The sequence below is a fragment of the Nocardia sp. NPDC101769 genome, from assembly GCF_044766925.1.
Taxonomy (GTDB): domain Bacteria; phylum Actinomycetota; class Actinomycetes; order Mycobacteriales; family Mycobacteriaceae; genus Nocardia.
In genome coordinates, this window is record NZ_JBIWMX010000035.1 from 41,108 (window position 1) to 55,429 (window position 14,322).

At 68.0% G+C, this 14,322-nt stretch carries 10 protein-coding genes; all 10 read left to right on the forward strand.

The window, feature by feature from the left end; translation table 11 throughout:
- The first annotated feature begins 90 nt into the window (after positions 1-90).
- The 10 genes from eccA (at position 91) to eccD (ending at position 14,299) form a co-directional block, all read left to right on the forward strand.
- On the forward strand, positions 91-1,851 hold the full coding sequence (gene eccA, locus ACIRRA_RS37555) for a type VII secretion AAA-ATPase EccA (RefSeq protein ID WP_402778415.1): 1,761 nt from the start codon (positions 91-93) through the stop codon (positions 1,849-1,851).
- Between the two features lie 26 nt (positions 1,852-1,877).
- Positions 1,878-3,434, forward strand: coding sequence for a type VII secretion protein EccB (gene eccB / locus ACIRRA_RS37560; RefSeq protein WP_402778418.1), 1,557 nt, complete (start codon positions 1,878-1,880; stop codon positions 3,432-3,434).
- A complete protein-coding gene (gene eccCa / locus ACIRRA_RS37565; protein ID WP_402778420.1) occupies positions 3,431-7,426 on the forward strand; it encodes a type VII secretion protein EccCa in 3,996 nt (1,331 codons plus the stop codon). Before eccB ends, eccCa begins: the two co-directional genes overlap by 4 nt.
- A 125-nt stretch (positions 7,427-7,551) precedes the next feature.
- On the forward strand, positions 7,552-7,866 hold the full coding sequence (locus ACIRRA_RS37570) for a hypothetical protein (protein ID WP_402778423.1): 315 nt from the start codon (positions 7,552-7,554) through the stop codon (positions 7,864-7,866).
- Positions 7,867-7,910: 44 nt separating this feature from the next.
- Positions 7,911-9,296, forward strand: a complete 1,386-nt coding sequence (locus tag ACIRRA_RS37575; RefSeq protein WP_402778426.1) for a PPE domain-containing protein — start codon at positions 7,911-7,913, stop codon at positions 9,294-9,296.
- A 72-nt stretch (positions 9,297-9,368) separates the two neighbouring features.
- Positions 9,369-9,707: a WXG100 family type VII secretion target gene (locus ACIRRA_RS37580; RefSeq protein ID WP_402778429.1), complete on the forward strand. Its 339-nt coding sequence runs from the start codon at positions 9,369-9,371 to the stop codon at positions 9,705-9,707.
- Positions 9,708-9,727: 20 nt separating this feature from the next.
- A complete protein-coding gene (locus ACIRRA_RS37585; protein ID WP_402778431.1) occupies positions 9,728-10,021 on the forward strand; it encodes a WXG100 family type VII secretion target in 294 nt (97 codons plus the stop codon).
- 53 nt (positions 10,022-10,074) lie between these two features.
- On the forward strand, positions 10,075-10,902 hold the full coding sequence (locus ACIRRA_RS37590) for an ESX secretion-associated protein EspG (protein WP_402778434.1): 828 nt from the start codon (positions 10,075-10,077) through the stop codon (positions 10,900-10,902).
- 704 nt (positions 10,903-11,606) lie between these two features.
- Entirely contained in the window at positions 11,607-12,779 is a 1,173-nt protein-coding gene (locus ACIRRA_RS37595) for a MinD/ParA family protein (RefSeq protein WP_402778437.1), read from the forward strand.
- Positions 12,776-14,299, forward strand: coding sequence for a type VII secretion integral membrane protein EccD (gene eccD / locus ACIRRA_RS37600; protein ID WP_402778439.1), 1,524 nt, complete (start codon positions 12,776-12,778; stop codon positions 14,297-14,299). The genes ACIRRA_RS37595 and eccD overlap by 4 nt, the downstream gene beginning before the upstream one ends.
- Positions 14,300-14,322 lie beyond the last annotated feature (23 nt).

The window sequence follows — 14,322 nt, forward strand, 5'->3', positions numbered from 1 at the left end:
GGCGAAGATTCTTCCCGCTCGTGGGAAGGTTGCTTGCCGCTGACGTGTCTAACCTTCGTGCAGACCGGATCGGCGGAAGGAAAGCCCGAGTTGTCAGCGGCCGAGGACGCGTTCTACACCGGAGTTCAAAGTCTCGGAATCGTCGGAGGCGGTGCACGCAACGACGGACATGCGCTGGCCGCGTTCCGGGCGGCAACCGACCTCGACCCCGACGCATGTGATGCTTGGCTGGGGCGGGCCATGGCCGGTGAAGTCACCGGTGAAGTCATCTACGGCGCATATCGATCCGTCCACAATCTCTACCGGGACCAGCAGCGCGCGGGTCTGTCCGACCGATCTCTGTGGTGCCAGATCGAGATCGGCGTCTACGGCCTGCGGATCGCCTTGGCCGACCGCGATCAGATCGCCATCGCCCAGGCGTGCCAATACGCCGACGGTGGCGAATGGGACGAGGCCATGATCATCCTCGACCAGCTCCCGCATGACAGCGTCGCGCAGTTCACCAGTCTGTCCATATACTTCAGAACCCAGCGATGGCTCGACGTCATCGCGGCCCGCGCGGCGAACCCGCTGATCGAGGACGGACTGCTCGACATCGCGGCCGAACTCATGACCGCGCAGGCGATGGCGCAGCTCGGCCGGTTCGGTGAGGCGCTGCCGCGCGCCCAGCGCATCGTGGAGGACAGCACCTCCGGGAGCCTGTCGTTCATCTGGGCCGACGCACATTTTCTGCTCGGGATGGTGTTGCGCCACAACGGCGATCACGATGCGGCCGATCGAATCCTGAAGGGACTGCAGGGTTCCTCGCTGTGGTCGCAGCGCCCGCAGTGGCAGCGAGCCGTCGCGGACAAGGCCTACCGCCTCCAGATCACCAGTGCCGCGATGATCGAAACCCGCACCGATCGCTGGGATCCCAAGTCCGGCGACGACCCGGCCGAGCTGGCGGCGACCGCGGCCCGTTCCGAACGCGAGACGCTGGTGTCCGAGGCCTCGGATCTGCTGCGGGCGCAGATCGGGATGGACTCGGTCAAGGAGCAGGTCGACCGGCTCAAATCCGGTGTGCTCATGGACCAGGTCCGCGTCGAGCGCGGGCTCACCGTCGACTCCCGCTCCCACCACCTGATCTTCTCCGGCCCGCCCGGCACCGGTAAGACCACCGTCGCGCGGGTCATCGCGAAAATCTTCGCCGGTCTGGGAGTTGTCGAGAATGCCGAGGTGATCGAGGCGTCCCGCAACGACATGGTCGGCACACATCTGGGCCACACCGCACCCAAGACGAACGCGCTGATCGATTCCGCGCTCGGTGGTGTGCTGTTCATCGATGAGGCGTACACCCTCATCCAGGAGGGCCTGTCCGGCGGCGATGCCTTCGGCAAGGAGGCCGTCGACACCCTGCTCGCCCGCATGGAGAACGACCGCGACAAGCTCGTCGTCGTCATCGCCGGATACGAGGACCAGATCGACCGCTTCCTGGCCTCCAATGACGGTCTTGCCTCGCGATTCACCAAACGCATCCGGTTCTCGAGCTATGACCCCGACGAACTGGTGCAGATCGCCGATCATATTGCGCACAACAAGGATTCGATCCTTGCGCCGGAAGCGCGGGAGGCCCTGCGGCACCGATGCGAGCACCTGTCGCAGGCGACGCGCAACGGTCGCAGCCTCATCGACCTGGCGGGTAACGGCCGTTTCGTGCGCAATGTGGTCGAATCCGCGGAATCCGAACGCGACTACCGGTTCACCCGGGAGCACGTCGATGTCGCGCTCATGTCCGATGAAGAACTGATGACCATCTCCGTGGACGACATCACCGCGGCCCTCGAAGGATTGGCGCCGACCGCGACGGTCTGACGCCCGCCACGGAAGGAACGAACACGGTGGCGCGCTTCCGCGTGGTGACCAAGTACCAGATCTCCGGCTGGCGCTTTCTGTTTCGCCGCATCGAACACGCTTTGGTCCGGCGCGACGTGTCGATGATCGACGACCCCCAGCGCGGCCGGGTCACCGCGCTGTCGGTCGGCATCGCGCTGGCCTGCGTGGTCGTCGCGGGGTCGGCTGTCCTGGCCTTCTTCAAGCCGGCCCGGCAGGTCGGCAATGCCCACGTCATCGCCGATCGCGAGAGCGGCGCGCTCTTCGTGCATGTGGGTGACCGGCTGTATCCGGCCTTGAACCTGACCTCGGCCCGCTTGATCGTCGGTGCGGCCGAGAACCCGGTGCAAGTTTCCGGGAGCGAGCTCGCCAAGTACCCGCGGGGCCCGATCGTCGGCATCCCGGGCGCGCCCGGGAGCATCGCCGAAACCGGAAATCGCTCCTCGAGCTGGGCGGTCTGCGACAGCACCAGCGTGGGTGCGGGGGCCACGGTCGACCCGGCCACCGGACTGCCGACGATCAGCCGGTCACCGGTGCGGACGATCGTCATCGGGAGCCCGCTGAGTTCCGATGGCGACACCACGCGGCTGCTGGCCGTCGGTGAGGCCCGGCTGTTCCGTGAGGGAATCACCACCTGGCTCGTGTACACCGGCCACGACCACACCGTCGTGCGGTCGGCCATCGATCTCGCCGACTCGGCCGTCGCTCTCGCCCTCGGCATCGATGCGACCGCTCCGGTGGCACCCGCGTCCAAGGGGCTGCTCGGCGCGATCCCCGAAGCGCCGCCGCTGCGCGTACCCGATGTACCGGGATCCGGCCAAACAATCACTCTCGCTTCGGGTTCGACTGTTCCGGTCGGTGCGGTCCTGACCACAACGGCTGTCGACCGCAGCACGCTGTACTACCTGGTGTCGCAGTCCGGCTTCGTGCAGATCACCCCGGTCCTGGCGGCGATGTTCCGCAACGCGAACTCGCACGGCGCGATCTCGACGACCCCGGTCGGACCCGATGTCATCGCGGCCAATCTGCGGGCCGGCGGCTGGCCCGGTACCGCGGACTATCCGACCGCGGAAGTGCGTCTCCTCGACCCACAACGGGATTCGGTCACCTGCTATCACTGGTCCCGCGCCGAGACCGACTCGACCGCGGCCACCGAACTACTCATCGGACGCCAATTGCCGCTCACCACCGAGGAACTCAACCGCTCCGTTCCATTGGTCACAGCCGCCGGATCGCACGGAACCACCGCCGATGCCGCGTACATGCCGCGGGACACCGGCCGTTTCATCCGGGTGACCGGATCCGAACCGGCCTCGCCCCTGCGTGAGGCCCTGTTCTGGATATCCGACAGTGGCATCCGCTACGGCATCGACGCAGAACTCAACGGCAACAGGATGGACCCCACCTTGACCGCGCTGGCGCTGCACGATCCGATCACCGCGCCGTGGAGCATCGTCTCGCTCTTCGCGGTCGGACCCACCCTGTCGCAAAAGGACGCGCGAATCCAGCACGACGGCATCGCCTCGGACAAGGCGGCCGCGGCGATGCCGGGAGGACAACCGTGACCAGTACCCGCCGGTTCGTGCGGCCCGCCAGAACGATTCGGGGCCCGAAGGCGCCGGCGGTCACCGAGCTACGGCTGCAGCCGCCGACCGAGCTGCCCAAACCTGTTCCGCCGTCCCGGATCCGGATGATCATGCCGGTCGTCATGGTGGCCGGGATGGTCGGCATGATGGTCATGACCTTCCGCGGTGGCGGCAACCTCTCACCGACCTCGCTGTTCTTCCCCCTGATGATGCTCGTCTCGGTGTTCGGCCTGGCCGGTGGCACACTCGGCGGCGGGCAGGGCGGTGCCGCCGCACTCAACGAGGAACGCAAGGACTACCTGCGCAGCATCGCCGAGCATCGCAGAGCGGTCCTCACCTCCGAGGCTGAGCTGCATGGCTACCTGCAGTACACCCATCCCGGACCGGCCGGGATCGCGCGATTGGTCGGCGGTCCGCGCATGTGGGAGGTACAGGTCGCCAGCCAGCAGTTCCTGCGGGTGCGGGTGGGTCTGGGCCGGATCGCCAACCAGGTGCGGGTGATCGTCCCGGAGGCGGCGCCGCTGGCCGACCTCGACCCGGTCGGCGTGGTCGAGGTGACCCGCTTCGCCAAGGCCTACTCGACGGTCGGCGGCATGCCCGTCGCGATCAATCTGCTCTCCACCCCCGAGGTCGGATTGGACGGCGACACCGCCGCCGTCGCCGCCTTGGCGCGGGCCATGGTCGCGGAAGTCGTTGTGCTACACGGCCCGGACCAGGTCGGCGTGGCCGCGGTCCTGCCCGATCCCGATGCTCCCGAATGGGGGTGGCTGAAATGGCTGCCCCACGCGCAGCACCCCTCCGAGACCGACGCGATCGGCTCGAGCCGAATGGTGTATCGCAGTGTCGCCGAGCTCCGGATGAAGGTCCTGGCGGGACTGAACCGGGGCCCGTTCTCGGCCAATAGCCAACCCTCGATGGACCGCAAGCATTTCCTGCTGATCGTCGCCGTCGGCGGCCCGGTCAACGACCGTGACATCTCCGGCATCGACGGCTGCACCTGGCTGCGGCTGGGCGCCACCGAAGCGCCGCTGGCGCGCGCCCTGCGGTTCACGGTCGGCGCCGACCGTTCGCTGTACGAACTGACCGCGCGCGGCAAGCGCCAGGTGGGCGACGCCGATGCCCTGCCCGTACCCAGCATGACCGCCCTGGCGCGCGCGATCTCGCCCTACCGGCTCTCGACCGTCGTCGAGGTGGTCGCCGCCGAACAGGCGGGTGGCACCTCGTGGGAGGACCTGGTCGGTATCACCGATCCCGGCGACATCCGCACCGCCCGCACCTGGGTCGCCAGGCGTGACGTCGACCGCTCCCGGCTCAATATTCCCTTCGGCTACGACCCGGTCGGTGCGGTCGTGCACCTCGACATCAAGGAATCCGCCGAGGACGGTATGGGCCCGCACGGCATGTGCATCGGCGCCACCGGTTCGGGCAAGTCGGAATTCCTTCGCACCCTGGTCCTCTCGGCGGTGACAACGCACTCACCGGACGTGCTGAACCTGCTGCTCGTCGACTTCAAGGGTGGCGCGACCTTCCTCGGCTTCGACCGCCTCTCCCACGTCACCGCCGTCGTCACCAATATGGAGGAGGAAGCCGATCTCGTCACCCGTATGGAGGACGTGATCAACGGCGAAATGACACGCCGCCAGAGGGTTCTGCGTGACGCGGGAAACTTCGCCAGCGTCGCCGATTACGAGCGAGCCCGGGAGCAGGGCGCCCAGCTCGACCCGCTGCCCACCCTGCTGGTCATCCTCGACGAATTCGCCGAACTGCTCGAACAGCATCCCAATTTCGCGAAACTGTTCGCCGCCATCGGCCGCCTGGGCCGCTCGCTGCGCATCCACCTGCTGCTGGCCTCGCAGAAGGTGCCCGCCAGCCGCATGGGCGAGCTCGAGGCGCACCTGTCGTATCGAATCGCCTTGCGCACCAACCAGACCAGCGATTCCCGCGATGCCATCGGCACCGCCGACGCCTACCACCTGCCCAAGAAGCCCGGCGCGGGCTACCTGCGGGTCGGCGCCGGAGACCTGCAACGATTCCAGGCCGCCTACGTCGGCGCGAACTACGCCGCACCGGCCCAGGCCGGCGCCGCCGGCGCGCAACGCGCCCGACGCGGCGGCGGCTATCGGCCGCCGCGGGCATTCACTGCGGCCGCCATCCAGGATCAACGACGCCCCGCGCCCGAACCGGAGATCGCCGCGCCCGTCACGCCCGAGACCGAACCGGTGACGATCATGGAGACCGTGCTGCAGCAGCTGGCCGGTCACGGTCGGCAGGCCCATCGAATGTGGTTGCCGCCCTTGAATGTTCCACAGACCCTCGACGTGCTGGTGCGTGCGGTGCAACCGGGCACCCTGCGCATCCCGATGGCGGTCATCGACCAGCCGCGCCTGCAACGCCAGGACGTGTGGTCGGTGGATCTGGCGGGTGCGGGCGGGCACATGGCCATCGTCGGCGGTCCGCAGTCGGGCAAGTCGACGGCGCTGCAGACCCTGGTCATGGCGACGGCGCTGACCCATACGCCGGAGCAGGCGCAGTTCTATTGCCTCGACTTCGCCGGCGGTCTGTCCGGATTGCGAACCCTGCCGCACGTCGGCTCGGTCGCGGCCGCCCGCGACGTTGATCGGGTCCGACGCACCTTCGCCCTGCTCAACGCCCTGCTGGCCCGGCGTCAGGCGATGTTCGCCGAACTGGGGATCGACTCGATGCGGGAGTTCCGTCGCCGCCGTTCGGTGCCCCATGAATCCGCCCAGCTCGACGCGCACGGAGACCGCCATGGCGACGTCTTCCTGGTGGTCGACGGTTGGGACATCGGATTCGCCACGAGCGGCCCCTACTACGACGACTACCATCCGACCGTGGAAGCCCTTGCGCTGCAGGGCCTCGGCTATGGCATCCACCTGATCATCAGCAGTTCGCGCTGGATGGCCGTGCGGCCCGCGATCAAGGACCAGATCCAGACCCGCCTCGAGATGCGCCTCGGTGACCTCACCGACACGGTGTTCTCCGGACACCGGCAGATGGTCGCCGCCATCCCCCCCAACCGACCCGGCCGCTGTATGTCGGCCGAAGCCCTGCACATGCTGACCGCGCTGCCGCGCATCGACGGCGTGGGCGACGCCGAATCGGTTGCGGCCGGGACGAATGCCGCGATCGAGGCGTTGCGCGGTCGATATGCGGGCCGGCAGGCGCCCGCGGTGCGGCTGCTGCCCGCCCGGGTCACCCACGACGAGGTGGCCGCGCTGGGGCGGCCACCGGCCACCCTCGCCGAACGCCTGGTGCTGCCGTTCGGTATCCGCGAGTCCGATCTGGCTCCCGCCACCGTCGATTTCGGCGTCTCGAACCATCTGATCGTGCTGGGCTCCTCCGGATGCGGAAAGTCCACGGTCATCGGGGGCCTGCTGGAATCCATCCGGCGGCGCTTCACACCCGCCCAGGCCCGCGTGCTGCTCATCGACTACCGCCGCCAGCACATGGACGCGCTGCCCGCGGAATTGCTGCTGGGATACCTGACCAGTGAGCGGGACCTGCTCGCGGAACTGCCCGCATTCGCGCAGACCATGAGCACCCGGCGCGCGCCCGACCAGGTGACGACCCAGCAGCTGCGGGAGCGCTCCTGGTGGAACGGCCCGGAGATCTTCGTGGTCATCGACGACTACCACATGGTCGCGCAACGTGGGCAAGGCAATCCGTTGGATCCGCTCAAGAGCCTCATCGTCGATGCCCGCGACACCGGCCTGCACATCATCGCCGCCCGCAATATCGCGCAAGCCGACACGGCGCTCTACGACAATGTGCTGGGCCAGATCAAGAACGTGAACTCACCCGGGTTCATCATGGACGGCTCCAGATTGGACGGCACCCTCATCGGCGACATGAAGGCCACGAAACAGCCGGTGGGGCGCGGATATCTGGTCGAGCCACTGCATTCCAGGCGTGATCTGGTGCAAGCATCGGTGGGCCCGGACCAGCAATGACGTCCGTCCTACCCGGTCCCCGGGGAGTCGAAACCACTCGAGCCTTCCCATTATTGGGAATGAAATAGCGTTACGCGCAACGTCGCTCGAATCGAGCCGACAAATACGTCGTGAGGAGACGATCCATGTCTTTCCGTGTCGTTCCCGACCAACTCAGGTTTCTGAGCGCCCAGCAGGCCAACTACCAGAACGCACTGTGGCAGATTACCGCCGCGACAAAGGCGCCCGCCGCCCCGGTGCACGTCGTGGGCGGCGACCTCGTCCACCAGACCATATGTACGATGCTGAAAATTCAGGGCGACACCATCTTCGGTCACACCGAGACGGCGCACACGAACTGGGGTCAGGGCTCGGAAGCAATGATCGTCGCGAGCCGCAGCTACGAAATGACCGATTCCACCGGTGCGGCCGCGGTCCAGGCGGCGGGCGTCAACGTCTGATTCCCTGATTCGGTTTCGCCGTCCGAGCGGTCGGAGTTACGCCCATGTGGCCTCTTTTCTTTGCCTCCTTCACCTCGCTGCCGCCGGAGGAGAATGCCCGGCGGGTGCTCCAGGCACGGACCTCGGACTTACTGGGAGTCTCTGCCGGGGCATACACCGTGTTCGCGACCGGGCTCTACACCGCAGCCACGGCGTCCTATGCCAACACCGCCTCGACGAGGGTGTGCTGGAACGGACCCGCCGGAGATGCCGCGTGCCAGGCGCTCAGCCTTTTTTCGGACTGGCTGCACGGTCAGGCCGATAACGCCATGCGCACCGCGACGGTGATCGGGCAGGTGCAGGCCGCGGCCGCGGCCGCGGAGATGGCCATGGCGCAAGTGATGTTGGCAGCCGGCCTGATCAGGATGGCCGAGGCCACGGGCACGATGTCGATTGGCGCTGGCGAGGCGGCGCACAAAGCTCTGTGGGCCGAAGCGGCAGGGGTGATGACCACTTACGCAGGGGCCGCGGGCCTGGCGTTGAACACGCTGCCGGTCTCCACCGTGCCGCCGCTCATCGCCAAGACACCTACCGCCCTTATGGAAGCCGGGGTTTCGCCGATCGGATTCGGTGATCCGCTCGGGTTGCCGGGCACAGGTGGCCACCGCAGCCGCGGTGGCGGCACCAGCCCCGTCGGTACCGGTGGCAGTCCGGTGTCCGGTCCCGGTGGTTCCTCTCCGATCTCCGGACAGCCGAGTGGCGGTCAGCCCGGTGGTGGTCAGCCCGGAGGTGGCCAACCTGGCGGCGGTCAGCCCGGCGGTGGTCAGCCCGGAGGTGGCCAACCTGGCGGCGGTCAGCCCGGCGGTGGTCAGCCCGGAGGTGGCCAACCTGGCGGCGTGGATCCGGGATCCGGGCTGCCCGATCCTCAGCAGCCGAGTTCGGAGTGGCAGGCCCCGGATTCGCCTTCCGACTCGCTCCCGAACTTCGGCGACGGCACCGCCGGGCCGGACGATCAGGGCCTCTACGGCGCCTCCCCGTACTCGCCGACCCTGGCCGGTCTGCTGGGCGTCGGTCCCGGCAGCACCGTGACTCCCGCCATGACCGGGGGTACCGGATCCGTGGTTTCGTCCGGGGTCCGGCTGCCCACTGCGTGGCGACCCGCCACCGCACAGACTTTCGGCGCCGCGACGGAAAGCCCTGCCCCGCAACCGGTCTCGCCGCGGCAGCCGCCGCGAGGGGCGAGCGCGCCCGAAGCGCAGCGTCGGCGCGAGCGTAAGGACCAGCGGAAGCGCTCGGCGACCTTCGTGGCCGGCGACGGTATCGAGGCGCCCGCGGCCGACCTCCCGTATCTCATCGAATACGAGGCCGCCGACGCCGAACCCATATCCGAATCGGAGAAAGTGCTCGCGTTCGGCCTGCTGGACCAGGACCTGCATTCGACGACCGAATGACAGGTCTGATGAATACGTACCCGGAGAATCGGCCGGGACGAAACTGTCGACTCGATAGGAAAGGATTCGCAGATGGCTTTGTTGGCTACACCCGAACAAATGAGGGCTATCGCCAAGAGTTCGGGTGAGGATCACACGGCGCTGATTGCCGAGATCAGTCAGCTCGAAACGGCGCAGACCGACTTCATGTCAAGTTTCCAGGGAGAAGCGGGTGACGCCGCCGTCCAGGCGTTGGCGCAGACCATCGAAACCGCGAAAAACACAGCCAAGGATCTCGAGCAGATCATCGATCACCTGGACCAGGCCGGTTACAAGATCGGTGCGGTCGATCAGACGGGCCTGGATGAACTCAGGCGCCACGGCGGCGTCGACAAACTGGCGCCTTCCAAGGTCGACCTCTCCGCGATCTGAATTCAGAAAGGAATATGGAAATGTCCGGCAAGCATATCTTTGTAGATAAAGGCAAACTAGAGGCAGCAGTCGGTGAGGTCCATGCGGTTGTTGGGCGTATGCAGCACACCTCCACCGCGCTGCAAGATCTCAAGAATAAACTCTTGGGCTCCGGATTCGAAGGCGATACTTCGTCGGGATACACCACCCGAATGAATAAATTCGATACCGACTCGACCAACCTTCAGGGTGAACTGGCCACTTTGAACAACACCATCGACAATGCGGCAAAAGCCCTACTCCACCAGGACGCCGCGTCGGCTGCTACGTTCTAGTCGTTTTCGGTCGAAATTTGACGAGGCTGTAGCGGCAACTATCCGGTGAAATATTGAACAACGATCCCACCGCGATCGACTTGAACGTCGATGCCGCGCTACTCCTGCAGGATATGGCCGGCATCGACTCCTACCCCGACGTACTCGCTCTGATGCCCAACGTGTTCCGCCCCGAGGACCTCGACCGTGTCCGCGCGGTGGTCTTCGAACAGCTCACCCGGGCGGGCATCATCGAGGACGGCCTGGTCCACCCGGCGGTCGAGCACTGGTTGCGGTGCCTGTACCGGCCGGACGTGGAACTGGTGGCATACGTCGCGGAGACGGAGTTGCACAGCGCCCCCCGGGGCATGCTGCGCTTCTCCCTCGTCCGCAGCGGCGCGACCCACGTGCTCGCGCTGCGCTACGACGACCACGTCGTCATCCAGCCGATCTTTCCCCAGGACAAACGGCTGGATGCCGTGACGGATGCACTGCTCACCGTCCTGGGATCGCTGCCCGGGGCGCGTTTCGACCCGTTGCGGGTGGACGCGGATCGGTTCGACACAGTCCCGGTCGATCCGGTCGAAAGACGTTCGGCCCTGATCGAATTGGGTGCGTCGCCGCGCAGCGCGGGCGTGCTCGGCGCGGCGTTCGGCACCGTGGTGCGGCGCGCCGAGGTGTACATGCTCGAACACCACCACGGCGATGTCCCGCTGCCGGAGCTGTACGTGCGGGTGCTGGACACCCAGTCCGGGCGCATCGTCGTGGTGCCACAGCGGGCGCTCGACGGACAGGCCCGGTTGAGCGTGCTGCCCGGTGACACGGCCAACCTCACCGCGGCGGTCCGCGCCCTGGTCGATCTGCTGCCCGGCGGCAGCTGGTTCGACCACAGCCGGGAGTGAGTGCGCCTCACGGATTTTCGAGAAGGATGAGGGAGATGAACCGAGCACCGAGCACCAACGGTGATACGGCCGGGTCGGTGCGGCCACGAGGCGGCTACGACGTGTTCTTCGTCGAACCCTCGGCCGAGAGCGACGCCTCCGCCAGGAGCTGGCGCGATACCGTGACCGGTCGCGCCCACCGGCCGCCGCCGGAGCCGGCGCCGGTCGAAGAGCCCGCCGCGCCGCCGAAGCCGCCGGAGTCCGCGCCGCCGCCGAAGTCCCCGGAGTCCGCGCCTCCGTCGCCGCAACCTCCCGCTCCGTCGGAACAAGTGTCGCCGCCGGAGCCCGAAACCCCGCCTACACCAGGCCCTCTCGCGGACCGAGTGCCGCCCGGCCGCGCGCAGAGCCCGGATCCGTCGCCTGCCCCGCAGCCTCGCCCGGCTGCCTCCGCCCCGCTGTTCGCGGGTCCGTTCGGTTCGCCGGAAGGTCCCGTCGCGCCGTCCGCGGGTCATGTCGGGCGGCCGGAGAACCCGGTACCGCAGCCCGCCTCACCGTTCATGTCTCCACCTGTGCGGCAGGACAATCCCGCTCCGCCGCCCGCTCCTTCGCCTGCTCCGTCGTTCACGGCACCCGTTGGGCGGCAGGAGAACTCGATCGCACCGTCGGTCACGCCCGCTCCGCCCGCTCCGCCCGGCCCCGCGGCGCTCGGACACCAGGCTCGGCCGGTGGCCGCCTACCCCGGGGCCGATCCGGCAGGACCGGCCAATGTCTACCTCCCGCCGCGCCCGCGGCCGCAGGCCGGATACGGGCCGCCGCCCGTACCGGGGGCCCGCACCGATCTCATTGTCCGGCAACCGAATCAACAATCCGGCCCGGCCGCCCCCACGTCGGGCGACCTGGCTCCGGCCGTCCCGGATCACGCGGCGGGCCTGTCGATCGCGCTGACCCCGGCCGAACTGCTCGGCCAGCTCACCCCGAATCGTTCGGCGCATCTGCGTTCGACCACCGGCATGCGCGGAGCCCTGAACAAGGTGGGGTTCAATCTCGGTCTGTCGCCGGACGAACAGCGGACCGAGCAACGGCGTGCCCGGATCCGCCGTCAGCTCACGAGCGCCTATCAGATCGCGGTGGTCAATGTGAAGGGCGGCGTGGGCCGCACGACCACCGTCGCCGGGCTGGGTTCGATCTTCGCGGCCTTCCGCCCGGATCGGGTCGCCGCGGTGGACGCGAACCCGGATTTCGGTGACCTGTCCGGTCGTACCGGGCGGCATCAGTACGGTCTGACGTTGCGCGATCTGGTCCAAGCCCGCGGTCTCGACTCGTTCGCCGCGGTCCAATCCTTCACCACGATCAATAATGCGGACCTGGCGGTGGTGGCGTCGCCGTGGTCCTCGACTGCCATCGAGTCGCTGTCGGGGCGTGAGTATCTCGCCGCCGCGGATGTACTGCGGCGGCACTTCAACCTGATGCTGATCGACTGCGGCACCGGCCTTCTCGACTCCGCCACCGCAGGCGTCCTGCAGACCAGCCACGCGATCGTGCTGGCGACTCCGGCCACGGTCCGGGGCGTCACCGGTGCCGTGGCCACCCTCGAGTGGCTCGATTCGCACGGTATGCACCGCCTGGCGGCCGAGTCGATCATCGCCATCACCCACCAGTACCCGATGAAACCGACGGTCGCGATCGAACGGATCGAGGAACTCTTCGCCGCCGCGCACCGTCCTTCCGTGGTGATCCCGTACGACGACCATCTCGCCGAGGGCGGCGAGATCGATCTTCGCCTGCTCGAGAAGGAGACCGTCTTGGCCTTCGAGGAACTCGCCGCCACGCTCGCCGATTGCTTTCCGAGTCACATGACCGGTGGCATCGCCCACGCCGATCGAGGTGGTCGGCCGTGAGCACAGCATTCGCCCCGGCGCCGAGCGCCGCCGGGGCCGGGCCCTCGGCGGAGGTCGCGCTTGCCCGGGTCGCGATCATGATCGCCACCTACCAGGTGGATGTCGTGGTGCCGACGAAATTCAGTATCGAGACCTTCATCGAGGATCTGCTCGCCGTGCTGGCCGGCGTGATCGACGACGAGACGGTCGATTTCACGCCGCGGACGGGGCAGTGGACGCTGGCGCGCCCGGGTCAGACCCCGATCCCGCGCTGGCGCACCCTCGCCGACCACGAGATCACCGACGGCGCGCTGCTCATGCTCACCACCGTCGAATCCTCGGAGCTGTTCGAACCGGTCGTCGAGGACATCACCGACGCGCTCGCGCTGACCAACGAGCGGGAATTCACGGAATTCGATGCGCGGACCGCGACATTGACGAGTCTGGCCGCGTTCGGCGGCGCCACCACGGCCATCGCGGCGATGCTGGTGTGGTCGTGGACCCGCACCGCGTCGCCGGTGTGGTGCACCGCGCCCGCGCTCGTCCTCGCGGCGAGCAGCTGGCTCGCGGCCATCCTCGCGCCTCGCCGAAACTGTTCGGCCCCAACCTGTGTCGGGCTGGCCCTGTCCGCGCTGCCCCTGATATTCGCCGCGGCCGCGATGATCGTTCCGCGGCCGTACGGCGAACCCGGATTCTTCACGCCCGCGAACATCGCCGCCGGCTCCGCGCTCACCGCCGTCGCGGCCGGCTCGTTACTGCGCTCGATCCGGGGCGGGACGACCGTCCTGGTCGCGGCTGCGGTCTCGAGCCTGGTCTGCGCGGTCACCGCCGGCGCGATGACCTATTTCGACCTCTCCGTACGTCAGGCGGCGGGTGGCGGCGTTCTCATCGGGCTGATCCTGCTGTCCGCGGCGCCGCGGCTGGCCGTCGTGGCCGCCCGTATCCGTCCGCCGGACCTGCCCGATCCCGGGCGTGCGGTCGAACAGGCCACCCTGACCGACATCTTCGACGCCGAATCGGCCGGCAACGACGAATCCGAGGACGAGGAAGCCCAACGCCGCCGTTACCGCACCGGCATCGAAGCGCGCGCCCGTCTCGCGGTGACCACCTTGCGCGGGCTGATCATCGCGACCGTGGTCGTCCTGGCCTGCTCGATCATCGCCGCCACCTCCGCGAGCCCAGGCGGGGTACGCGAAATCGTGCTGGCCGCAGCGGTTTCCGGCCTGCTGCTGATGCGGCCACGCTGGTACCCCGATCGAGTTCAGGCGATCATGCTGGTCGTCGGCGCGGTCGTCGTCCAGATCGGCGTCGGGTTCGTGCTGACCGCCGCCTACGCCACCGCCCCGGCGCGAGCGGTCGTCGTGCTGCTCGGCACCGGGGTCGCGGTGGCCGGATGTTTCGCCGGCACCCGGCTGCCCGGAGTGCGGCTGTCTCCGGTGGTGCGCAGGATCATCGACCTGATCGAATACGCGCTCATCCTCGCGGTACCGGTTCTCGCCTGCTGGATCATGGGCATCTACACCGCGGTCCGGGGGATCTGATGGGTGCCCGCCACGGTGTGGCA